Consider the following 22,656-nt stretch of genomic DNA (forward strand, 5'->3'; position numbering starts at 1 on the left):
GCAAGAAGGACTTAAACGAAAAACGCCGCGACAGGGCGCGGCGTTTCGGGGTCTACAACAAATTCGATCAGGCGAAGGTATCGATGATCGTCCCGAGCACTTCGTCGGATGCCTTGGCCACCTTCACACCCAACTCTGCCTGGATCTTGCCCTGCGACAGCTCGACGATATTGCTCGCTAGATCCGATTCTTGTGCGCGATCCACACCGCGCAGGCGATTGACCTGCACTTCGGACGACTGGCTGGTCACCGAACGTTCGATAGTGTTGTTGGCGATCTGGCTGGCGGCCTGATCGACGCGGTTCTGCCCGGACTGAATCGAGCTCAGCCCCGCATAAAAAGCTGTGTTACCGGAGATTTCCATAGTCGCTCTCATCCTTGCAAAGGATCAATGCTCGCCATTGAAGCAGACGCGCCAGCAAAACACCCGTCAAAAACACTAATGGCACAGTGCCTGTTCATAGCGAGAAACTTAATCGAGCAAGTCCAGTTGCAAATGCTCGGCCACCGCTTCGGCGCTCAACGCCTTGAGTTTCGGCACCCGGCCCAAGCACGGCGCGGGGATGCGCTCGGCCAGGGTCGCGAGGTTTTCCTCCAGCCGCGAAGTTTTCGGATCGATGATATTCGCCACCCACCCCGCCAATTGCAGACCATCGCGGGCAATCGCCTCGGCGGTCAGCAACGCATGACTGATGCACCCCAGCCTCACGCCCACCACCAGAATCACCGGCAGCTTCAGCGCAATCGCCAGGTCCGAGAGATTGTCCTGATCCGCCAACGGCACCCGCCAGCCGCCCGCGCCTTCGATCAGGGTGAAATCGGCGTTCATCGCCAGAATCCCGCGCATCGGCGCCAGCAGCGATTGCACCGTCAGCGCCACTCCTGCTTCGCGCGCCGCCAGATGCGGAGCGATCGCTGGCTCGAACGCCACCGGGTTGACCTGTTGATAAGTCAGCGGCAACGAACATTCGGCCAGCAGCGCCAGGGCGTCGGAATTGCGCAAGCCCTTGGGCGTGACGTCGCAACCCGATGCCACCGGTTTGCCCGCCGCCGTGCTCAAGCCTGCCGACCGCGCCGCATGGAGCAATCCGGCAGCAACGGTGGTTTTGCCGACATCGGTGTCGGTACCGGTGACGAAATAGGCTGCGCTCATAGAGGTTTCTCCAACACGGCGTATACCACCTGATACGTTACCGGCAGCCCCGACGCCTGACGGAACCGCTCATACGCGTCGATCAGCCCGAGAATCCGCGCCCGTCCGGTCAAACCGCCCGGCCGCCCGGGATTCAGATTGTGTGCGCCCAACGCCTTCAGCTCATGGGTCAGGCTGCGCACATCCGGGTAATGCAACACGTGCGGCTGATTCTCCAGCGCCAAAATGCGCATGCCACTGCCGGCACATAACTGCTCATAGCGGGCGAAGGCGCGGAAGCGATTGACGTGCACCAGCCCGTCGACCTGCTGCCAACTCTCACGCAACTCGAACAGCGTCCCTGTACAGAGACTAGCAAACGCAAAAATCCCGCCCGGTTTAAGCACGCGCAAGGCTTCGCCGAGCACCGCCTCGAAGTCGGCGCACCACTGCACCGCGAGACTGGAGAAAATCAGATCGAAGCTAGCATCCTGCAACGGCAGCCTTTCGGCATCGCCAGCGATGAAATGCTCAGCGCCACCCAACGGCCGTGCGTGATTGAGCATGCCCTCGGCGATGTCCAGCGCGACACCGCTGCCCTGGGTGAAACGCGAGGCCAGCCCGCGGGTGAAGTAGCCGGTGCCGCAACCGAGATCGAGCCAACGCGACGGCGTGAAGCTCGCCGGCAAGCGCCCGAGCAACTGTGTGCCGACGTCACGCTGAAACTCCGCGACACTGTCGTAACTGGCCGCAGCGCGGGAAAAAGACGCCGCCACCTGGCGCTTGTCGGGCAAGCCCTCAGGCAGCACAAGGGACAGATCAGTCATCAGCGCACTCATGTAGAAAAGCCTGGATCGCGCCCGCGACTCCATGCGGGTCTTCCAGCAGAAAAGCATGGCTGGCCTGTTCGATCAGACCAATTTCGATATCCGGCAAAAGCGCGAACAATGCGCCGGCCGCTTCCGCCGGTACCAGCGCGTCCTGCCCGCCGAACAGATGAAACTGCGGGCCGCGAAACCCCTGCAACGCCTGGCGTGTATCCAGCTGCGCGAGTAGCTCCAACCCTGCCATCAGCGCGGTCGGCGCGGTGGCCGGCGCGCCAGCGAGCAGCAAGCGCGACAAGCCGCGCGGGTCTGGTGAACCTTGCGCACATAGCAGAGCGAAGCGCTTGAGCGTGGTACGCGGGTCGGCCTGACAACCGGCAAGAAACGCATCGAACGTCTCGCCAGGCATCGCGTTCGGCCACTGCTCATGGGCGACAAACGCAGGGTTGCTCGCCAGCGTCAGCAGCCCGCAGCACGCCTCGCCGCGTCGTGCCGCCAACTCAGACGCGAGCATGCCGCCCAGCGACCAGCCACCAAGCCAGACTTCCTGCGGAATGCGCGCATCGAGTTCGTCGAGCCAGTCTTCAAGGTCAGCGGAGTCCAGCTCCGGCAGCGGTTCGATCTCGACTTGCAGATGTTCGTCGAGGCCGCGCAATGCTGCGGCCAGCGGTTCCAGCGGCGACACGCCGAGGCCCCAGCCGGGCAGCAGGATCAGACGATTACGCATGGCTTGGCTCCAACGACAATCGGGCGAAACAATCTGCCAACCCTTCCAGCAACTGTTGCACCTGTGCCTCGCTGTGGGCGGCGGTCAGAGTGACGCGCAACCGCGCGCTGCCGGCCGGCACGGTCGGTGGGCGAATTGCGGTCACCATCAAGCCGCGCTCGCGGAGCATTTGCGACAGCCGCACCGCGCGGCCGGCATCGCCGATCATGATCGGCTGGATCGGCGTGAAGCTGTCCATCAGCTCCAGCCCGATCTGCTCGGCGCCGTGGCGGAACTGGCGGACCAGTGTCTGCAAATGCTCACGGCGCCAGTGTTCACTGCGCAACAGCTCGAGGCTTTTCAGCGTCGCGCAGGCCAGCGCCGGCGGTTGGCTGGTGGTGTAGATGTACGGGCGGGCGAACTGGATCAGGCTTTCGATCAACTCTTCGCTGCCAGCGACAAAGGCCCCGGCGGTGCCGAAGGCTTTGCCGAGGGTGCCGACCAGCACCGGCACATCGTCCTGGCTCAAGCCGAAATGCTCGACGATACCGCCACCGTTGGCGCCCAACGGGCCGAAGCCGTGGGCATCGTCGACCATCAGCCACGCGCCTTTGGCCTTGGCCGCGCGGGCCAGTGCCGGCAAATTGGCGATGTCACCGTCCATGCTGAATACGCCATCGGTCACCACCAGTGTGTTGCCAGTGGCTTTCTCCAGGCGTTTGCCCAGGCTTTCGGCGTCGTTGTGCAGATAGCGGTTGAAACGCGCGCCGGACAACAGGCCTGCGTCCAGCAACGAGGCATGATTGAGCCGGTCTTCGAGCACCGTATCGCCCTGCCCGACCAGCGCGGTGACCGCGCCGAGGTTGGCCATGTAGCCGGTGGTGAACAGCAGCGCGCGTGGGCGCCCGGTCAGATCGGCGAGCGCTTCTTCCAGCGCGTGATGCGGGCTGCTGTGGCCGATCACCAGATGGGACGCGCCACCGCCGACACCCCAACGTTCAGCGCCGGCGCGCCAGGCTTCGATCACCTGCGGATGATTGGCCAGGCCCAGATAGTCGTTGTTGCAGAAAGCGAGCAGCGGCTGGCCGTCAACCACGACTTGCGGGCCTTGCGGCGAGTCGAGCAGCGGGCGGTGGCGATAAAGGTTGTCGGCACGACGGGCAGCAAGGCGTGCGGCGAGATCGAATGACATGCAGGCCTCGATTTTCAAATGACACAGATCCCCTGTGGGAGCGAGCCTGCTCGCGAATGGGCGTCACATCCAACATGGATATTCGCGGCCAAACCGCTTTCGCGAGCAGGCTCGCTCCCACAGGGGTTTTGCATTCCTTCAGCGCAATCCGTGCAGCTTTTAGATGGCAGCGTTATAGAACTGCTCGCTGCTCTTCTGCTCCACCAGCGCCTGCTCGATCGCCGCTTGGTGCACTTCATCCGCGTGCTCTTCGCGAGCCTCCGGCTGGATACCGAGGCGCGCGAACAGCTGCATGTCCTTGTCCGCCTGCGGGTTGGCGGTGGTGAGCAATTTGTCGCCGTAGAAAATCGAGTTGGCGCCAGCGAAAAATGCCAGGGCCTGCATCTGCTCGTTCATCGCTTCGCGACCGGCGGACAGGCGCACGTGGGATTGCGGCATGAGGATGCGCGCGACGGCGAGCATGCGGATGAAGTCGAACGGGTCGATGTCTTCGGCGTTTTCCAGCGGCGTGCCGGCGACTTTCACCAGCATGTTGATTGGCACCGATTCCGGGTGCTCCGGCAGGTTGGCCAACTGGATCAGCAGATTGGCGCGATCGTCCAGCGATTCGCCCATGCCGAGAATGCCGCCGGAGCAGATTTTCATTCCCGACTCGCGTACATAGGCCAGCGTCTGCAGACGTTCGCTGTAAGTACGGGTGGTGATGATGCTGCCGTAGAACTCCGGCGAGGTGTCGAGGTTGTGGTTGTAGTAATCGAGACCGGCCTTGGCCAGCGCTTCGGTCTGCTCCTGATCGAGACGTCCGAGGGTCATGCAGGTTTCCAGGCCGAGGGCTTTCACTCCTTCAACCATCTTCAACACATACGGCATGTCTTTGGCGGATGGATGTTTCCACGCCGCGCCCATGCAGAACCGCGTTGAACCAATGGCTTTCGCGCGGGCCGCCTCTTCGAGGACCTTCTGCACTTCCATCAGTTTTTCTTTTTCCAGCCCGGTGTTGTAGTGCCCGGACTGCGGGCAGTACTTGCAGTCTTCCGGGCAGGCACCGGTCTTGATCGACAACAGTGTCGAGACCTGCACGCGGTTGGCGTTGAAATGTGCGCGGTGCACCGTTTGCGCCTGGAACAGCAAGTCGTTGAATGGCTGTACGAAGAGTGCTTTGACTTCGGCCAGAGACCAATCGTGACGCAGGGTGGCGGTGGTGCTCGCGCTCATGGGCAATTCCTTGGTTATGCTTGGCTGGCGCTGGGGGAAACGGAATACCCACAGGCGCTACACGGATGTTCGGCATATTTAAGGAAGAGCGATGCGCTGTCAACCGCAATACAAGGAGCAGGTTTACATCTGTTTAAAAATCGTACAGACCTGTTTGCTGTGCGATGAGCCCGCAGAAGCACAAATGCCAATGTGCGAGGCCTGTGAAACCGAGCTGCCCTGGCTCGGCAGCCATTGTCAGAGCTGCGCTTTGCCACTGGCGGCGGATGGCCTGACTTGCGGCGAATGCCTGCTAGAGCCTCCGGCCTTCGAACAGGTCGCCGTGCCCTGGGTTTATGGCTTCCCCGTGGACAGTCTGATTACACGGTTTAAACACAACGCGAAATGGCCGTTTGGTCACCTGCTCGCCGACGTTCTCGGCCAATACCTGCAGCATCGCTTCGCCGAGGACTTACCGCGACCTGATGTGTTGCTACCGGTGCCGTTGGCGAATAAACGACTGCGTCGGCGAGGATTCAATCAAGCGGCGATGCTCGCGCGCTGGTTGAGTGTTTCTCTGGATCTGCCCTGTGAAGAACAGCTTCTAAGGCGAGTCATGGACACCGACGCCCAGCAGGATCTCGACGCCAAGGCGCGCAAACGCAATTTGCGCAATGCCTTTGCGCTGGTGCCTGACGCGCAGGTCAGTGGCCGCCATTTCGCGCTGGTTGACGACGTCCTGACTACTGGCGCAACCGCTCAGGCTTTGGCGCGGTTGTTGATGAATGCAGGGGCGGCGCGGGTCGATGTGTATTGCCTGGCCCGTACGCCGAAGCCCGGTACCTGAAGCGAATACAGATATCGTGTGGGAGCGAGCCTGCTCGCGAATGGGCATCACATTCAACAAAGCTGTTGTTGGTCAAACCGCTTTCGCGAGCAGGCTCGCTCCCACAGGGGGCTTTGCGTCAGGCTTGACTCATGCGTTGCAAGTGGCCAACGTCCCTCTCATCGCCCGAGCCAGAAGCGTTCTGATATGTCCCTGCCCACCCTGCTCTCCCAACACATCGTCCGCCGTCCGCAGCGCATTGCCCTGCTGCAACACATCGCCGAGCAGGGCTCGATCACCCGTGCGGCGAAAAGCGCGGGGCTTAGTTACAAGGCGGCATGGGATGCGATTGATGAGCTGAACAATCTGGCGCAGAAGCCTTTGGTCGAGCGCGTGGTGGGCGGCAAGGGTGGTGGCGGCGCCAGACTGTCCAGCGAGGGCGAGCGGGTGCTGCGCCTGTATCAGAAATTGCAGGCGTTGCAGGCGCAGGTGCTGGAAGCGGCGGAAGACGCCAGCGATCTCGACCTGCTCGGGCGCCTGATGCTCAGGACCAGCGCGCGTAATCAGCTGCATGGCACGGTGGCAGCGATTCAGGCGCAGGGTCGCAATGACTTGATCCGCCTTGAACTGGCCGAAGGCATTGCTCTGGAGGCGCAGATCACCCACGACAGCACCGTGCATCTGGAATTGCAGATCGGTACCGAAGTGATGGCGCTGATCAAGGCTGGCTGGCTTGAGTTGCTCGGCGCCGATCAGTCGGCAACGCCCGGACACAATGTCCTGCGCGGCACCATCGAAGCGATCCTCGATGCCGAGGACGGACCCAGCGAAGTGCGCATTTCCCTGCCCAACGGCCAGACACTTTGCGCCTTGGCCGAACCGCTGCACTTGCGCAGCCACGGGCTGGAGGTCGGCAATCCGGTGCAGGTGCAATGTGCGCCGTCCAACGTGCTGATCGGCACGCCGCTCTGATTTGTCTTGCCACAAAAGCGTCATCGACCCGCATTAAGGTGTTGCCCATAACCAAGCAGGGAGCCTGATGTGAGCCTATTAGAAGAAAACCAATCCACTGATCTGGAAAAAATGGTCGGCCTCAGCCGTCGCGGTTTCATCAGCGCCGGTGCCTTGTGCGGCGCGGCGATGTTCCTCGGCGGCAACCTGCTGAGCCGCAGCGTCATGGCCGCCAGCGTCAGCGCCGGCAACAGCCGCCTGCTCGGTTTCGAGAGCATTCCGGCGGCGACCACCGACGCCATCAGCCTGCCCAAGGGCTACAAGTCTTCGGTGCTGATCAGTTGGGGCCAGCCGTTGCACAAGAACGGCCCGGCCTTCGACCCGAGCGGTAACGGCACCGCTGCCGCACAGGAAGTGCAGTTCGGCGACAACAATGACGGCATGAGCCTGTTCGCCTTCCCGGACGACAAGAACCGCGCGCTGATGGCGATCAACAACGAATACACCAACTACCGCTACCTGTATCCACATGGCGGCATGCCGCAGTCGGCTGAGGATGTGCGCAAGGCATTGGCCTGCGAAGGCGTGTCGGTGATCGAAGTGCAGCGCAAGAACGGCCAGTGGCAATTCGTCCAGGGCTCGCGCTATAACCGCCGCATCCACGGCAACTCGCCGCTGCGCATCAGCGGTCCGGCCCGCGGCCACGACTTGATGAAAACCGCTGCCGACAAGCACGGCAAGAAAGTCCTCGGCACGTTCCAGAACTGCGCCAACGGCAAGACGCCGTGGGGTACCTACCTGACCTGCGAAGAAAACTTCACCGACTGCTTCGGCAGCAGCAACGCCCAGCAGCAATTCGATGCCGCGCAAAAGCGCTACGGCGTTGTCGCCAGCAGCAAGGACATCAACTGGCACCCGCACGACCCGCGCTTCGACATGGCCAAGAACCCCAACGAGCTCAACCGTCACGGCTGGGTGGTCGAGATCGACCCATTCGATCCGCAATCGACTCCGGTCAAACGCACCGCGCTGGGCCGCTTCAAGCATGAAAACGCCGCACTCGCCGAGACCGACGATGGTCGCGCTGTGGTGTACATGGGCGACGACGAACGTGGCGAGTTCATCTACAAATTCGTCAGCCGCGATCGCATCAACCATCGCAATCAGAAGGCCAACCGCGACATCCTCGATCACGGCACGTTGTATGTGGCCAAATTCGATGCCGGCGACGGCAACCCTGATCACCCGAAAGGCCGGGGCCAGTGGATCGAACTGACCCACGGCAAGAACGGCATCGACGCCAGCAGCGGATTTGCCGATCAGGCGGAAGTGCTGATTCACGCGCGCCTTGCCGCCAGCGTCGTCGGCGCAACACGCATGGACCGCCCGGAGTGGATCGTCGTCAGCCCCAAGGACGGCCAGGTTTATTGCACCCTGACCAACAACGCCAAACGTGGCGAAGACGGTCAACCGGTGGGCGGGCCGAACCCGCGCGAGAAGAACGTCTATGGGCAAATTCTGCGCTGGCGCACCGACCGCGATGACCATGCCTCGAAGACATTTGCCTGGGATCTGTTTGTGGTCGCCGGCAACCCGGGCGTGCATGCCGGGACGCCGAAGGGTGGCTCATCGAACATCACCCCGCAGAACATGTTCAACAGCCCCGACGGTCTGGGTTTCGACAAGGCCGGACGCCTGTGGATTCTCACCGACGGCGACTCGAGCAACGCTGGCGACTTCGCCGGCATGGGCAACAACCAGATGCTCTGCGCCGATCCTGCGACCGGTGAGATTCGCCGTTTCATGGTCGGGCCGGTGGGTTGTGAAGTGACCGGGATCAGCTTCTCGCCGGATCAGAAAACCCTGTTTGTCGGGATTCAGCATCCAGGCGAGAACGGCGGTTCGACCTTCCCCGAGCATCTGCCCAATGGCAAGCCAAGGTCTTCGGTGATGGCTATTACGCGCGAGGATGGTGGGATCGTCGGCGCCTGATAAACCCTCATCGCTGGCAAGCCAGCTCCCACAGGTCTTGCGCAAAACCTGTGGGAGCCGGCTTGCCAGCGATGGCATCAGCAATGACACCAACCACCTCCGCCGCCATCTGCGCTACCATGCCGAGCCGGACGCAGCAGCCTGCTGCGCGCAGGAGTCAGCATGGCCCACCCGTTTGAAACCCTCACCCCCGATCTCGTCCTGGATGCCGTTGAAAGCATCGGTTTCCTCAGCGACGCGCGCATTCTGGCGCTCAACAGCTACGAAAACCGTGTGTATCAGGTCGGTATCGAAGACTCCGAGCCGCTGATTGCCAAGTTCTATCGTCCGCAGCGCTGGACCAACGAGGCCATACTCGAAGAGCACCAGTTCACTTTCGAACTGGCCAACATCGACATTCCGGTGGTAGCGCCGCTGATCCATAACGGTGAAACCCTGCATGAGCACGCCGGTTTCCGCTTCACCCTGTTCCCGCGCCGTGGGGGCCGCGCGCCGGAGCCGGGCAACCTTGATCAGCTGTATCGCCTCGGCCAGTTGCTCGGGCGCATGCATGCGGTGGGCGGTACCAAGCCGTTCAAGCACCGCGAAGCCCTCGCGGTGCAAAACTTCGGCCATGCCTCGCTGAACACCCTGCTTGAGGGCAATTTCATTCCCAAGAGCCTGCTGCCGGCGTACGAGTCGGTTGCCCGCGACCTGCTCAAACGCGTCGAAGATGTCTACGCCGCTACGCCGCACCAGAACATCCGCATGCATGGTGACTGCCACCCCGGCAACATGATGTGCCGCGACGAGATGTTCCACATCGTCGACCTCGACGATTGCCGCATGGGCCCGGCGGTGCAGGACATCTGGATGATGCTCGCCGGCGATCGTCAGGAGTGTCTTGGGCAGTTGTCGGAATTGATGGACGGCTACAACGAATTCCATGATTTCGACCCGCGCGAACTGGCGCTGATCGAACCGTTGCGCGCCCTGCGCCTGATGCACTACAGCGCCTGGCTGGCGCGGCGCTGGGACGACCCGGCATTCCCGCGCAGCTTTCCGTGGTTTGGCACGGAGCGGTATTGGGGCGACCAGGTGCTGGCCTTGCGTGAGCAGCTGGCGGCACTGAATGAAGAGCCGCTGAAACTCTTCTGATTCAAACCTGAACCCTGTGGGAGCGAGCCTGCTCGCGATAGCGGACGGACATTCAACTTTGATGTTGGCTGACCCAACGCTATCGCGAGCAGGCTCACTCCTACATTTGTCCGGTGTTCACAAATTCACAACTCACTTGCAGACAAATCTCCTTACAATCCCTCCTTTGTCAGCTGCCTGAGCAAGGATTCTGCATGCAAGCCGCCAACCCGCGTCGCGGGTACATTCTGGGCCTGAGCGCCTACATCATCTGGGGCCTGTTCCCGATCTATTTCAAAGCCATCGCCGAAGTCCCGGCCGTCGAGATCATCATCCATCGGGTGCTGTGGTCGGCGCTGTTCGGTGCGTTGCTGCTGATGGTGTGGAAACACCCGGGCTGGCTGCGCGAGTTGCTCGACAATCCCAAGCGCCTGGCGATTCTGGCTCTGAGCGGCACGCTGATCGCGGCCAACTGGCTGACCTACGTGTGGTCGGTGAACAACGGCCGCATGCTCGAGGCGAGTCTGGGTTATTACATTAATCCGCTGGTCAACGTGCTGTTGGGCATGGTGCTGCTCGGCGAACGACTGCGGCGCATGCAGTGGGTGGCGGTCGGGCTGGCTGCCATCGGCGTGGCGCAGCAGGTGTGGCAGGTCGGCAGTCTGCCATGGGTGTCGCTGGCGCTGGCGCTGACCTTCGGTTTCTATGGCCTGATCCGCAAGCAGGCGCCGGTCAAGGCGTTGCCGGGACTGGTGGTGGAAACCTGGATGCTGGTGCCGATCGCGATTGCATGGTTGCTGTTCAATCAGACTGCCACGAGTGTGCAGCCGGCCTTCTGGACCACCTCCGAAGCCTGGTGGCTCGTGGCTGCCGGCCCGGTGACGCTGGTGCCATTGGTGTGTTTCAACGCCGCCACCCGCCACTTGCCCTACACCACCATCGGCTTCCTGCAATACATCGCGCCGACGCTGGTGTTGCTGCAAGCCGTGCTGCTATTTGGCGAGCATTTGTCGTCCAGCACGCTGGTCGCGTTCATGTTTATCTGGGCCGGTCTGGCGGTCTACAGCGTTGATGCGTGGATAAGTTTGCGCCGACGGGCCTGATCAAAAAACGCACAAAGCTCCGCAGGCCACGGTTCTCGTGGCCTGCATCGTTCCTTCCCAAGCTTATCCACAGCGTGATCCCCGCCGTTTGTGCGCAAGTCACTGAATGTTGGCGGTTTTTTGATCAACGGGCGCAAAGCCACGGCCGGCGTGGCGTGGCGGTCTGTCTCTACAGGTTATCCACAGGCAGGTGCACGTTAAACCTGAATAACGCTGTGAACGTTTAAACCTCTGTGCGTAACACCAGTTCGACCATCAGATCATCGGCCAGGGTTTCCAGGCGCGCCTGCAACACATCCAGCGACAGCGTCAGTGGTACCGCGAGAATCGCCTCGGCGTGAAACAGCGGCTCGCTGCTCATCGGCGCCGGGCGCACCTCAGTTACCAGTCGCTCCAGGTTTACGCCCTGCTCGCTCAACAGCCGAGTGATATCGCGGACGATACCCGGCCGGTCATTGCCGACCAGTTCCATGGCGATCGGTTTCCACGTGCAGGACTGCTCCACTCCGCTTTCGGCAATCAATACCCGAATGCCATGGGCCGACAGCGCTTGCAGGGCATCGACCAGTTCGTCGTAAGCCTCCGCCGGCACGCCCACGCGCAGAATCCCGGCGAACTGCCCGGCCATGCGTGACATGCGGCTTTCCAGCCAATTGCCGCCGTGCTCGGCAATGCATTGGGCGATGCGCTCGACCTGCCCGGGCTTGTCCGGGGCGAAAACGGTGAGTACGAGATGGTCCATGGCGCAGCCCTCTTGTCATGACTTTTGTTATCGAAGGGCAAGTATAGGCAAGCGGCTTGATTCAGCCTGACCCAGTGCTGGCAGATGATGACCTGTGGCGAGGGGATTTATCCCCGTCCGGCTGCGCAGCAGTCGTGAGTCCTGCCAATTGGGTCTGCCAGCCGGACCGCAGGGGGCGGCTTCGCCACCCAAACGGGGATAAATCCCCTCGCCACAGATTCGCTCATCGCAAAGGGGGAGACGCCAAATCGCGCCATAGCAGTCAAACAGTAATTATGTGTACAACTTTCGATATTTAGCTGGAACAATCCAATGCTTTTTTGAGAACATCCCGTTCCGCGACGTGACCGCAATGCGTCATGAGGTCGCAGAACGACGTAATTAGTCTGATTTTCACAAGCGCAACTCATCATGTAGTATGCCGCAGCGCGCACTACATAACGCTGGATCGATGTCTGCCCAAGGCCCTTCGCAACCCTGAAAGCCCCGTCAGCAAGGCCTCCAAGCCGTTGATTGGTCCTAGCCCAGCCGCCAGCAATGGCATGTACTGGTCCGCAGGTTTGTGGTTTAAATGGCCGGAAGCTTCATTGTTAAATTGACGAGCTGAAAAGCGAAATAGCTGAGCAGAGTGAGGCAAGCAATGACTGAACACGTTCAAGTCGGTGGCCTGCAGGTCGCCAAAGTCCTGTTCGACTTCGTGAACAACGAAGCCATTCCCGGTACCGGCCTCACCGCCGAACAATTCTGGGAAGGTGCCGACAAGGTCATTCATGACCTGGCGCCGAAGAACAAAGCCCTACTCGCCAAACGCGATGACTTCCAGGCGCGCATCGATGCCTGGCATCAGCAGCATGCCGGCCAGGCGCACGACGCCGTGGCCTACAAAGCTTTCCTGCAAGAGATCGGTTATCTGCTGCCAGAAGCGGCTGATTTCCAGGCGACGACGCAAAACGTCGATGATGAAATTGCCCGCACCGCCGGCCCGCAATTGGTCGTGCCGGTGATGAATGCGCGCTTCGCGCTCAATGCTTCGAACGCCCGCTGGGGCTCGCTGTACGACGCTCTCTACGGCACCGACGCGATCAGCGAAGACGGCGGCGCGGAAAAAGGCAAAGGCTACAACAAGGTGCGTGGCGACAAAGTCATCGCCTTCGCCCGCGCCTTCCTCGACGAAGCCGCGCCATTGGCCGCAGGCTCCCACGTCGATTCGACCGGCTACAGGATCGCTGACGGCAAACTGGTCGTGACGCTCAAGGGCGGCAGCAACAGCGGCCTGCGCGATGACGCTCAGTTGATCGGTTTCCAGGGTGACGCAAACGCGCCGATCGCCGTTCTGCTCAAGCACAACGGCCTGCACTTCGAAATCCAGATCGATGCCAGCACTCCGGTCGGCCAGACCGATGCCGCCGGGGTCAAAGACATCCTCATGGAAGCGGCGCTGACCACGATCATGGACTGCGAAGACTCCGTGGCCGCCGTCGATGCCGACGACAAAGTGGTGATCTACCGCAACTGGCTCGGCCTGATGAAGGGCGACCTCGCGGAATCCGTGTCCAAGGGCGGCCAGACCTTCACCCGCACCATGAACCCGGATCGCACCTACACCGCGCCCAATGGCGGAGAAGTGACCCTGCACGGTCGTTCGCTGTTGTTCGTGCGCAACGTCGGCCACCTGATGACCATCGATGCGATCCTCGACAGCCAAGGCAACGAAGTACCGGAAGGTATCCTCGATGGTCTGGTGACCTGTCTGGCGGCAATGCACAACCTCAACGGCAACACCTCGCGGCGCAACACCCGCACCGGTTCGGTGTACATCGTCAAACCGAAGATGCACGGCCCGGTAGAAGCGGCGTTCACCAACGAGCTGTTCGGGCGCATCGAAGATGTCCTGCGCTTGCCGCGCAACACCCTGAAAGTCGGGATCATGGACGAGGAGCGCCGCACCACGGTCAACCTCAAGGCTTGCATCAAGGCCGCCAGCGAGCGCGTGGTGTTCATCAACACCGGTTTCCTCGACCGTACCGGCGACGAAATCCACACGTCCATGGAGGCCGGCCCAGTGGTGCGCAAGGCGGACATGAAGGCCGAGAAGTGGATCGGCGCCTACGAGAACTGGAACGTCGATATCGGTCTGAGCACTGGCCTGCAAGGTCGTGCGCAAATCGGTAAAGGCATGTGGGCCATGCCGGATCTGATGGCAGCGATGCTCGAGCAGAAAATCGATCACCCACTCGCCGGCGCCAACACTGCCTGGGTGCCATCGCCGACTGCCGCTGCGCTGCACGCGCTGCACTACCACAAGGTTGACGTGTTTGCGCGTCAGGCCGAACTGGCCAAACGTGCCCGTGCCTCGGTGGATGACATCCTGACCATCCCGCTGGCGGTCAACCCGAACTGGACACCAGAGCAGATCAAGAACGAACTGGACAACAACGCCCAGGGCATTCTCGGTTACGTGGTGCGCTGGATCGACCAGGGTGTCGGTTGCTCCAAAGTGCCGGACATCAACGACGTCGGCCTGATGGAAGACCGTGCGACGCTGCGGATCTCCAGCCAGCACATCGCCAACTGGCTGCGCCACGGTATCGTCAGCCAAGAGCAAGTGATGGAAAGCCTCAAGCGCATGGCGCCAGTGGTTGACCGCCAGAACGCCAACGACCCGCTGTATCGCCCGCTGGCACCGGACTTCGACAGCAACATCGCCTTCCAGGCGGCGGTCGAACTGGTGATCGAAGGCACCAGGCAACCGAACGGCTACACCGAGCCGGTGCTGCACCGTCGTCGTCGCGAGTTCAAGGCCGCGAATGGTCTGTAATTTGCGCTGACGCTGGAAGTGAAAAAGGCCCTGATCGAGAGATCAGGGCCTTTTTGTTTGTGAGGTGGGTTGGATTGTTGTGGTGGGCTTGAGATCCATCCCCCCTCACCCCAGCCCTCTCCCCCAAGGGGTAGAGGGGAAAGGGAGCAGATTGGGGAAGTTTCAATTCCTGAGTTCGACTCATGAAATTCAGGTCGGTGTACCTCCAACATTCACCGCGGTCAGTCCCCTCTCCCTCTGGGAGAGGGTTAGGGTGAGGGGCTTCTAGGGCTCAATGCCCAATTCATGCTTCACCAACTCAAGCAACTTGCCCGTATCAATCGGCTTGAGCAGAAAATCCACCACGCTCAAATGCATCGCTTCGATCGCATCTTTCACGTCGGCATCGCCGGAGACGATGATGATTGGCATCGCTGCCCGTACCGATTCACGCACCTGGCGAATCAGCTCGAGGCCGTCGACATTGCCCATGCGCAGGTCGGTAATCACCAGACCGATCGAAGGCTTTTCATCGAGCATTTTCAGCGCGGTTTCACCGCTGGCTGCGGTCATGCAGCGAATGCCGTCCAGCGCGAGTATCTCCGACAACAGCTCGCGGGCGTCCTTGTCGTCGTCGACGATCAGGACACGCTGCGGCGGCAGATCAGGTTCGAGCATGACTGCGCTGAGCGCTTCTCGCTCGGCGTCGCTCAAAATATCGTGGTCGGACATGGCGCTCTCTAAATGTTCAAACAATCCCTGGCAAGTCGTCAGACATCACCGGACAGCGCTTCAATGTGCACTTCGTCGGAATTTTTTCCAAGTGGCTAGCGCAAGCTTTTCCGAGCTTTTGCGTAGGTTATTTCCGAAAATCGGCCAATGGTGGCAAAACCTAGACTTACGTCCAATGGGCACCCTGCCCGCCGGGGTCGACCATGGTGGCAACGATCCGACAACAACAATTCGAAAAAGACTGCGGTAATGGTTATGAGCAAAGCGGACGCCTTCACCCAGGCAGGGAAAACCGCGGTGTTGCAGAACATTCAGGGCACCCTGCAATTCCTCCAGCGCTTCCCGCCCTTCAATCAGATGGAACACGCCCACCTCGCCTATCTGGTGGAGCAATGTCAGCTGCGTTTTTTTGCCCAGGGCGAGAGCATCATCAAACCGGCCGACGGCCCGGTGGAGCACTTTTATATCGTCAAACAGGGTCGGGTGGTCGGCGAACGTCAGCACATCACCAAACCCGGCACCGAAACCACGTTCGAAATCACCACCGGCGAATGCTTTCCGCTGGCGGCGCTGCTCGGTGAACGCGCCACTCGCACCGAACATCTGGCGGGCGAAGACACCTTCTGCCTGCAACTGAACAAACTGGCGTTCATCAAACTGTTCGCCCTTTCCAGCGCCTTCCGCGATTTCGCCTTGCGTGGGGTGAGCAGCCTGCTCGATCAGGTCAACCAGCAAGTCCAGCAAAAAGCCGTGGAGACCCTCGGCACTCAATACTCGCTGAACACCCGTCTCGGTGAACTTGCGATGCGCCATCCGGTGACTTGCAGCGCCGAGACGCCGTTGCGTGAAGCGGTGAAGCTGATGCACGAGCAACAGGTCGGCAGCATCGTCGCAGTGGATGAGCACAAGGCGCCGCTGGGGATTTTCACCCTGCGCGATTTGCGCCATGTGGTCGCCGAAGGTGTCGGTGATTTCAGCGACGCCATCGAACAGCACATGACCCGTTCACCGTTTTATCTGTCGCCGGATCACAGCGCATTCGATGCGGCGATCGCCATGACCGAGCGGCACATCGCTCACGTCTGTCTGGTCAAGGATCAACGCCTGTGCGGTGTGGTGTCCGAGCGTGACCTGTTCTCCCTGCAACGGGTCGATCTGGTCCACCTCGCCCGGACCATCCGCAGCGCGCAACGGATCGAGCAACTGGTGACCTTGCGCGGCGAGATCGGCCAACTGGTCGAGCGCATGCTCGCCCACGGCGCGTCATCGACGCAGATCACCCACATCATCACACTGCTCAACGATCACACGGTGTGTCGGGTCATTGAACTGACCCTCGCCGAAAAGGGCGACCCGGGCGTGCCGTTCAGCTGGCTGTGTTTCGGCAGCGAGGGCCGGCGCGAACAGACGCTGCACACCGATCAGGACAACGGCATCCTGTTCGATGCACGCGATGCCGCGCACGCAGCAGAAATACGCGGCAAGCTGCTGCCGATTGCCCAGCAGATCAACCAGAGCCTGGCGCAGTGCGGCTTTACACTGTGCAAGGGCAACATCATGGCCGGCAATCCCGAGCTGTGTCTGTCGCGGGCCGAATGGGCACGACGCTTCGCGGCGTTCATCCGCGAAGCCACGCCGGAGAACCTGCTGGGCTCGAGCATTTATTTCGACCTGCGCGTGGTCTGGGGCGATGAGCAAGGCTGCGAGCAATTGCGCCGGGGCATCCTCGATCAGGTCGCTGACAACCGTCTGTTCCAGCGCATGCTCGCCGAAAATGCGCTGCGCAATCGCCCTCCCGTTGGGCGCTTCCGTGAATTCGTGCTCGCCCGCAAGAACGGTGAGAAGGCCACGCTGGATCTGAAAATCCAGGGCCTGACGCCGTTCGTGGACGGCGCCCGTCTGCTGGCGCTGGCCAACGGAATCGACGCCAATAACACCCTCGAACGCTTTCGCCAACTGGTCGATAAAGAGGTCATCGAGCCGCTCGACGGCGCGGCGTATGAAGAGGCCTATCACTTCATTCAACAAACGCGGATGCAGCAGCATCAGTTGCAAACCCGGGAGAACCAGCCGTACTCCAACCGCGTCGATCCCGACAGCCTCAATCACCTTGACCGGCGCATCCTGCGTGAATCCCTGCGCCAAGCGCAGCGCCTGCAAAGCAGCCTGACCTTGCGGTATCAGCTATGAGCCTGTTCTCCTGGCTGCGCCCGGCCAGCCCCGTGGTGTCGGCGGACTTGCAGCAGCGGCTGGCGAAGCTGCCGGCGCTTGCCGAGCTGAGCGAATGCAGCCTGCGCGAGCAGCGCTGGGTGGTGCTGGACCTGGAGACCACCGGCCTGAATATGAGCAAGGATCGGGTTCTGTCGATCGGCGCGGTGGTGATCGAGGACGGCGCGATCGATTTCCGTCAGCAGTTCGAACGCACCTTGCAATGCCGCGAATTGAAGCTCAGCCCCAGCGTGCTGATTCATGGCCTCGGCCCTAGTGCAATTGCCGCAGGCAGCGACCCGGCGGAAGCGTTGCTGGAGTTGCTGGAGTTCATCGGCGACAGCCCGGTGCTGGCGTTTCATGCGCCGTTCGATCAGCACATGCTCGGGCGTGCAGTTAAGGAACACTTGGGGCATAAGCTGCAGCATGTGTTTCTGGATGTGGCGGACATTGCGCCGCTGTTATGTCCGCAGGCGCAGATTCGCGAGGCCGGTCTGGATGAGTGGATCGAATGGTTCCGGCTTGAAGTGTTCGAGCGGCATAACGCGAGTGCCGATGCGCTGGCCACGGCGGAGTTGGCATTGATTCTGTTCAGCCGCGCGCGGGCGCAGCAGATTTACAGTCCGTTGCAGTTGCAGCAGCGGTTGAGCCAGTGGAAGCGCAGGCAGCAGGCGCCGTCCTTTTAGAATCATTCAGATCAAAAGCCCCTCACCCCAGCCCTCTCCCGGAGGGGAGAGGGAGCCGATCGTGGTGTCTGAAGCCTTATATCGACCTGAAAGACCGAGTCGATTGAGGAATCGCTGAAAATCGTTCAGGTCGGTGTACCTCCAGAATATCCCCCGATCAGTCCCCTCTCCTTCCGGGAGAGGGCTAGGGTGAGGGGCTGCCCTTGATTCATCACCTGACCAGTGGCCAATTGCTAACCATTCCCACCTCTGCCAGAATCGCGAACTATTCTCGTTAGTTAACATTTCCCAATCGGTGATGTCCGGTGTCGTCAGTGCCCAACCCCCACAGTGAGCTCGTCGGTGCGATGTATCGCGACCATCGCGGTTGGCTGCTGGCGTGGTTGCGGCGCAATGTTGCGTGTCCGCAGCGTGCCGAAGACCTGAGCCAGGACACCTTCGTGCGCCTGCTCAACCGCGACGAACTGGTGACGCCGCGCGAACCTCGGGCGTTTCTGGTGGCGATCGCCAAAGGCCTGTTGTTCGACTACTTCCGCCGCGCCGCGCTGGAACAGGCCTACCTCACCGAACTGATGCTGATCCCCGAAGACGAGCAGCCGTCGGTGGAAGAACAGCAAATGATCCTCGACGACCTCAAAGCCATCGATCGCCTGCTCGGCAGGTTGTCGACCAAGGCCCGCGCAGCCTTTCTGTATAACCGCCTCGACGGCCTCAGCCACGCCGAAATCGCAGACAAACTCGGTGTCTCGGTACCGCGTGTGCGGCAGTATCTGGCCCAAGGCCTGCGCCAGTGCTACATCGCCCTGTACGGTGAGCCGACATGACCGCGGCCAGTTCGCGCCCGGTGCCGGCGCATGTGCTGGACGCGGCGATTGCCTGGCAATTGACCCTCGATTCGAGCACCGCACTGGAGCGCGAGGAATTCGCCAAATGGCACGCGGCCCATGAAGAACATGCCCGCGCCTGGCGTCAGTTGGGCATGCTCGATCACCGCTTCAGCGTCGCCAGGGGCCCGGCCCGAAGTGCGTTGCTGCAATCGCGCGAAGGCATCCGTCGGCGCATGCGAAAACTCGGCAGTGGGCTGGCCAGTGTCGTGGTGATCATCGGGCTAGGGCTGTTTGCCAGCGAGCGCTATCTGCCGCTGGATTACTGGCTCGCCGATCAACGCACCGCCACCGGCGAACAGCGCACCGTGCGCCTGTCCGACGGCACCCTGCTCAACCTCAATACCCACAGCGCGGTCGACGTACGCTTCGATGACAAGCGCCGCTTGATCGTGTTGCAGGAAGGCGAAATCCTCGTCGAGACCGGGCATGGCGATGCGCGGCCGTTTATCGTCGAAACCCGCGAAGGCAGCATGCGCGCGCTGGGCACGCGGTTTCTGGTCAAACGCGAGGACGATGGCACACGGCTGAGCGTGTTGCAGTCAGCGGTGGCGGCACATGCCCAAGCCAACCCGCAAGAACAGATTCTGCGCGAAGGCCAGCAGGTGTTGCTGCGCAGTGACGGGTTGGGCTCGATTGCCGCCCTCGCCCCCGGCGCCGATGCCTGGACCCGGGGCATGCTGGTGGTGGATAACGCGCGGCTGGGCGATCTGCTGCATGAATTGGGGCGCTACCGTCGCGGGCATCTCGGCGTGGCGCCGGAAGTGGCCGATCTGCGCATTACCGGCAGCTTTCCATTGCATGACACCGACAAGGCCCTGAGCGCTTTGCTGCCGACCTTGCCGGTGCAGATCGAGCGGCATACGCCGTATTGGGTCACCGTGGCGAAGGCTGATATCAAGCCTGAGTAATGCGTCGGCAGGAAAATCGCCTTCGCGAACAGGCTCGCTCCCACTTAGGCATGCGATCACCTGTGGGAGCGAGCCTGCTCGCGAAGGCGCCATCAGCCGCACAACCATTTCCAACAAAAAAAGAATTTCCACCCACCCCTATCACTTTTCCAATCTCGTCCGGCACACAGGCAATTGAGAAATATTTCCATTCAGGAGCCGCCGTATGTCCCGTTCGCCAGACACCTTGTTGCGCCCCAGTCTGCTGGCTTTTGCCATCGCTTTCGGCACGCCGCTGATCAGCAGCCCGTTGCTCGCCGCTGAGCAAGCGTCCAGCGTGCGCGCCTACAACCTGCCGGCGGCGCCGCTGTCGACCACCCTGAACCAGATCGCCAGCCAGGGCGGCCTCGCCCTGTCGCTCAATCCTGCGCTGGCCGCCGGCAAAAACTCGGCGCCGGTCAACGGCCAGTACGACGCCGCCGGTGCCCTGCGCGCGGCTTTGCGCGGCACTGGTCTGCAGCTGGAACAGAGCAGCGCCGGCACTTACACCCTGGTGGCCGTGCCGGAAGGCACGCTGGCCCTGCCGGAGACTTCGGTCATCGGCGTGGAAAACTTTGAAAGCGCCTGGGGCCCGGTCGAAGGCTACACCGCGACCCGCACCGCCGCCGGCACCAAGACCGACACCGCCCTGGTCGAAGCACCGCGTTCGATTTCGGTGGCAACCCGTCAGCAAATGGACGACCGCAGCGTGCACAGCCTCGACGACGCGGTGCGCTACATGCCGGGCATCACCGCCAGCAGCTACGGCAGCGACACCCGCGCCGACTGGCTGCGCGTGCGCGGTTTCGAACCGACCCAGTTCCTCGATGGCCTGCCGCTGCCCAAAGGCGTGTACGCCAACCCGAAACAGGAAACCTGGAACCTCGACCGCCTCGCCCTGCTGCGTGGCCCGGCCTCGTCGGTGTACGGCCAGACCCCGCCGGGCGGTTTGCTCGACATGGTCAGCCGCCGTCCGAGCGCTGAGGCCAGCAGCGAAATCCAGCTGCAATACGGCAGCGACAATCACCGCCAGATCAACTTCGCCAGCACCGGCAAGATCGATGAGGCCGGGCAGTTTCTCTATGGCCTCAGCGGCGTGGTGCGCGACAGCGGCACCCAGGTCGATCACGTCGACAACAAGCGCTACAACATCGCGCCGAGCCTGACCTGGAACATCGATGACGACACCAAACTCACCCTGCTGAGCCAGTTCACCCGCGACGACACCGGCATCACCAGCCAGTTTCTGCCGATCCAGGGCACGAAGATCAAATCGCCGCTCGGTGATATTTCCCATCACAAGAATCTCGGCGATCCGGATTGGGAATACTACGACCGCACCTACTACGCGTTGGGTTATGCCTTCGAACATCGGTTGAACGATGTCTGGCAGTTCAAACAGAACCTGCGCTACACCAAGTCGGACCTGTCGTTCCAGTCGCTGACACCCGGTTCCTACCCGTTTACCACCGTGGATGCAGAGGGCAACGTCGGCCGCACCAGCACCAGCGTCGACGAAGACATCAGCCAGTTTGCCGTGGACAACAACTTCCAGGCCGACTTCGCCACGGGTGAGGTTCGCCACACCTTGCTGCTGGGTCTGGATCACCAGCGCAGCAACACCAACTACACCTCGATCTTTGGCGATGGTCTGCAAACCAACGTCATCAACCCGATCTACGGCCAGCCGATCGTACGTCCAGCACGCTCCACCGCGTTTTACGACTACAACCAGAAGACCTACCAGACCGGTCTCTACGTGCAGGACCAAATGGCCCTCGATCAGTGGCGCCTGACCCTCGGCGGCCGTGAAGACTGGGTGCACACCAGCACTGAATTCTTCAACAAGGGCGATGCGACCAACACCCAGCGTGACAAGAAATTCAGCGGCAACGCGGCGCTCAGCTACGTCTTCGATAACGGCTTCGTGCCGTACCTGTCCTACGCCGAATCCTTCCAGCCGACCACCGGCGCCGATGCCACCTCGACCGGCTCGCTCAAGCCAACCGAAGGCAAGCAGTGGGAACTGGGCATCAAATACCAGCCTCCGGGCAGCAAGACCCTGCTGACCGCCGCCGTGTATGACCTGACCCAGAAGAACGTCGCGGTGAACACCTTCGTCAACAACGTTTCGGTGACCAGCCAGACCGGCGAAGTGAAGGTCAAAGGCCTGGAACTCGAGGCCGTGTCGGATGTGACCGACAACCTCAAGGTCATCGCCGCCTACACCCTGGCCAAGTCCGAAGTGCAGAAAGGCGTCGACAAGGGCAATCGTCTGCAACTGATGCCCAACCAACAAGCCTCGCTGTGGACCGACTACACCTGGCACGCCGGCGTGCTCGACGGTTTCGGCATTGGCGCCGGCGTGCGCTACACCGGCAATACCTACGGCGACAAGGCCAACACCTGGCTGGGCAAGGCTGACGCCTACACCGTGTTCGACGCCAGCGTGCATTATGATCTCGGCCGTCTGGACAACAGTCTCAAAGGTGCATCGCTGGCGGTGAACGCGACCAACCTGTTCGACAAGGACTACATTTCCACCTGCGACAGCTTCTACTGCTACTACGGCGACCAGCGCAGTGTCGTCGCCAGCGCCACTTACAAGTGGTAAGCCAGTGAGCTGAAACAGGCCCTGTTCC

General features: G+C 61.5%; 19 protein-coding genes. 11 read left to right on the plus strand and 8 right to left on the minus strand.

The features are described 5' to 3' along the window. Nucleotides 1-67: 67 nt before the first annotated feature. The 6 genes from AB4N41_RS06340 to bioB all read right to left on the minus strand — a co-directional run bounded on the left by AB4N41_RS06340 (nt 68) and on the right by bioB (nt 5,069). A complete protein-coding gene (locus AB4N41_RS06340) occupies nt 68-364 on the minus strand; it encodes a hypothetical protein (RefSeq protein ID WP_016772865.1) in 297 nt (98 codons plus the stop codon). A 108-nt stretch (nt 365-472) separates the two neighbouring features. Then, complete coding sequence (gene bioD, locus AB4N41_RS06345; protein WP_041476721.1) at nt 473-1,153, minus strand: dethiobiotin synthase; 681 nt, start codon at nt 1,151-1,153, stop codon at nt 473-475. Beyond that, the gene (gene bioC, locus AB4N41_RS06350; protein WP_252877008.1) at nt 1,150-1,959 is read right to left on the minus strand and encodes a malonyl-ACP O-methyltransferase BioC; all 810 of its coding nucleotides are present in this window, start codon (nt 1,957-1,959) and stop codon (nt 1,150-1,152) included. The genes bioD and bioC overlap by 4 nt, the downstream gene beginning before the upstream one ends. After that, nucleotides 1,952-2,683 (minus strand): alpha/beta fold hydrolase, encoded by a 732-nt coding sequence (locus AB4N41_RS06355; RefSeq protein ID WP_236167663.1) that lies wholly within the window; start codon nt 2,681-2,683, stop codon nt 1,952-1,954. The genes bioC and AB4N41_RS06355 overlap by 8 nt, the downstream gene beginning before the upstream one ends. Then, nucleotides 2,676-3,854, minus strand: a complete 1,179-nt coding sequence (bioF, locus tag AB4N41_RS06360) for an 8-amino-7-oxononanoate synthase (RefSeq protein WP_252877009.1) — start codon at nt 3,852-3,854, stop codon at nt 2,676-2,678. The genes AB4N41_RS06355 and bioF overlap by 8 nt, the downstream gene beginning before the upstream one ends. A 159-nt stretch (nt 3,855-4,013) precedes the next feature. Then, nucleotides 4,014-5,069: a biotin synthase BioB gene (gene bioB / locus AB4N41_RS06365; RefSeq protein WP_056786610.1), complete on the minus strand. Its 1,056-nt coding sequence runs from the start codon at nt 5,067-5,069 to the stop codon at nt 4,014-4,016. A gap of 91 nt (nt 5,070-5,160) precedes the next feature. Between bioB and AB4N41_RS06370 the strand changes: the two genes are divergently transcribed. The 5 genes from AB4N41_RS06370 to rarD all read left to right on the plus strand — a co-directional run bounded on the left by AB4N41_RS06370 (nt 5,161) and on the right by rarD (nt 11,036). Further along, nucleotides 5,161-5,895, plus strand: a complete 735-nt coding sequence (locus AB4N41_RS06370; RefSeq protein WP_236167665.1) for a ComF family protein — start codon at nt 5,161-5,163, stop codon at nt 5,893-5,895. A 186-nt stretch (nt 5,896-6,081) separates the two neighbouring features. After that, a complete protein-coding gene (locus AB4N41_RS06375) occupies nt 6,082-6,846 on the plus strand; it encodes a TOBE domain-containing protein (protein WP_252877010.1) in 765 nt (254 codons plus the stop codon). Between the two features lie 69 nt (nt 6,847-6,915). Then, complete coding sequence (locus AB4N41_RS06380) at nt 6,916-8,817, plus strand: PhoX family protein (protein WP_064361248.1); 1,902 nt, start codon at nt 6,916-6,918, stop codon at nt 8,815-8,817. 162 nt (nt 8,818-8,979) lie between these two features. After that, on the plus strand, nt 8,980-9,954 hold the full coding sequence (locus AB4N41_RS06385) for a serine/threonine protein kinase (RefSeq protein ID WP_252877011.1): 975 nt from the start codon (nt 8,980-8,982) through the stop codon (nt 9,952-9,954). A 194-nt stretch (nt 9,955-10,148) separates the two neighbouring features. Then, entirely contained in the window at nt 10,149-11,036 is an 888-nt protein-coding gene (gene rarD / locus AB4N41_RS06390) for an EamA family transporter RarD (protein WP_016772855.1), read from the plus strand. 223 nt (nt 11,037-11,259) lie between these two features. Here the strand turns inward: rarD and AB4N41_RS06395 are convergent, their stop codons facing one another. Continuing rightward, a complete protein-coding gene (locus AB4N41_RS06395; RefSeq protein WP_016772854.1) occupies nt 11,260-11,778 on the minus strand; it encodes a glycine cleavage system transcriptional repressor in 519 nt (172 codons plus the stop codon). A 640-nt stretch (nt 11,779-12,418) separates the two neighbouring features. Here AB4N41_RS06395 and AB4N41_RS06400 point away from each other — a divergent pair. After that, entirely contained in the window at nt 12,419-14,596 is a 2,178-nt protein-coding gene (locus tag AB4N41_RS06400) for a malate synthase G (RefSeq protein WP_460138362.1), read from the plus strand. 264 nt (nt 14,597-14,860) lie between these two features. Here AB4N41_RS06400 and AB4N41_RS06405 read toward each other — a convergent pair whose 3' ends face one another. Then, nucleotides 14,861-15,307: a response regulator gene (locus tag AB4N41_RS06405; protein ID WP_016772851.1), complete on the minus strand. Its 447-nt coding sequence runs from the start codon at nt 15,305-15,307 to the stop codon at nt 14,861-14,863. 255 nt (nt 15,308-15,562) lie between these two features. Between AB4N41_RS06405 and AB4N41_RS06410 the strand changes: the two genes are divergently transcribed. The 5 genes from AB4N41_RS06410 (at nt 15,563) to AB4N41_RS06430 (ending at nt 22,628) form a co-directional block, all read left to right on the plus strand. Beyond that, nucleotides 15,563-17,497, plus strand: coding sequence for a putative nucleotidyltransferase substrate binding domain-containing protein (locus AB4N41_RS06410; protein ID WP_317633866.1), 1,935 nt, complete (start codon nt 15,563-15,565; stop codon nt 17,495-17,497). Continuing rightward, nucleotides 17,494-18,201, plus strand: a complete 708-nt coding sequence (locus tag AB4N41_RS06415; protein ID WP_252877015.1) for a 3'-5' exonuclease — start codon at nt 17,494-17,496, stop codon at nt 18,199-18,201. The genes AB4N41_RS06410 and AB4N41_RS06415 overlap by 4 nt, the downstream gene beginning before the upstream one ends. A gap of 347 nt (nt 18,202-18,548) precedes the next feature. Then, a complete protein-coding gene (locus AB4N41_RS06420) occupies nt 18,549-19,025 on the plus strand; it encodes an RNA polymerase sigma factor (protein WP_231507548.1) in 477 nt (158 codons plus the stop codon). After that, nucleotides 19,022-19,996, plus strand: a complete 975-nt coding sequence (locus AB4N41_RS06425) for a FecR domain-containing protein (protein ID WP_252877016.1) — start codon at nt 19,022-19,024, stop codon at nt 19,994-19,996. The genes AB4N41_RS06420 and AB4N41_RS06425 overlap by 4 nt, the downstream gene beginning before the upstream one ends. Before the next feature lie 205 nt (nt 19,997-20,201). Then, the gene (locus AB4N41_RS06430) at nt 20,202-22,628 is read left to right on the plus strand and encodes a TonB-dependent siderophore receptor (RefSeq protein WP_252877017.1); all 2,427 of its coding nucleotides are present in this window, start codon (nt 20,202-20,204) and stop codon (nt 22,626-22,628) included. Nucleotides 22,629-22,656: the final 28 nt, after the last annotated feature.

The sequence above is a fragment of the Pseudomonas sp. S2_A10 genome, assembly GCF_054668465.1.

Coding starts and splice junctions, on each gene's coding strand:
- AB4N41_RS06340 (WP_016772865.1), bottom strand. CDS start 364: ATGGAAATCTCCGGTAACACAGCTTTTTATGCGGGGCTGAGCTCGATT.
- bioD (WP_041476721.1), bottom strand. CDS start 1,153: ATGAGCGCAGCCTATTTCGTCACCGGTACCGACACCGATGTCGGCAAA.
- bioC (WP_252877008.1), bottom strand. CDS start 1,959: ATGACTGATCTGTCCCTTGTGCTGCCTGAGGGCTTGCCCGACAAGCGC.
- AB4N41_RS06355 (WP_236167663.1), bottom strand. CDS start 2,683: ATGCGTAATCGTCTGATCCTGCTGCCCGGCTGGGGCCTCGGCGTGTCG.
- bioF (WP_252877009.1), bottom strand. CDS start 3,854: ATGTCATTCGATCTCGCCGCACGCCTTGCTGCCCGTCGTGCCGACAAC.
- bioB (WP_056786610.1), bottom strand. CDS start 5,069: ATGAGCGCGAGCACCACCGCCACCCTGCGTCACGATTGGTCTCTGGCC.
- AB4N41_RS06370 (WP_236167665.1), top strand. CDS start 5,161: ATGCGCTGTCAACCGCAATACAAGGAGCAGGTTTACATCTGTTTAAAA.
- AB4N41_RS06375 (WP_252877010.1), top strand. CDS start 6,082: ATGTCCCTGCCCACCCTGCTCTCCCAACACATCGTCCGCCGTCCGCAG.
- AB4N41_RS06385 (WP_252877011.1), top strand. CDS start 8,980: ATGGCCCACCCGTTTGAAACCCTCACCCCCGATCTCGTCCTGGATGCC.
- rarD (WP_016772855.1), top strand. CDS start 10,149: ATGCAAGCCGCCAACCCGCGTCGCGGGTACATTCTGGGCCTGAGCGCC.
- AB4N41_RS06395 (WP_016772854.1), bottom strand. CDS start 11,778: ATGGACCATCTCGTACTCACCGTTTTCGCCCCGGACAAGCCCGGGCAG.
- AB4N41_RS06400 (WP_460138362.1), top strand. CDS start 12,419: ATGACTGAACACGTTCAAGTCGGTGGCCTGCAGGTCGCCAAAGTCCTG.
- AB4N41_RS06405 (WP_016772851.1), bottom strand. CDS start 15,307: ATGTCCGACCACGATATTTTGAGCGACGCCGAGCGAGAAGCGCTCAGC.
- AB4N41_RS06410 (WP_317633866.1), top strand. CDS start 15,563: ATGAGCAAAGCGGACGCCTTCACCCAGGCAGGGAAAACCGCGGTGTTG.
- AB4N41_RS06415 (WP_252877015.1), top strand. CDS start 17,494: ATGAGCCTGTTCTCCTGGCTGCGCCCGGCCAGCCCCGTGGTGTCGGCG.
- AB4N41_RS06420 (WP_231507548.1), top strand. CDS start 18,549: ATGTATCGCGACCATCGCGGTTGGCTGCTGGCGTGGTTGCGGCGCAAT.
- AB4N41_RS06425 (WP_252877016.1), top strand. CDS start 19,022: ATGACCGCGGCCAGTTCGCGCCCGGTGCCGGCGCATGTGCTGGACGCG.
- AB4N41_RS06430 (WP_252877017.1), top strand. CDS start 20,202: ATGTCCCGTTCGCCAGACACCTTGTTGCGCCCCAGTCTGCTGGCTTTT.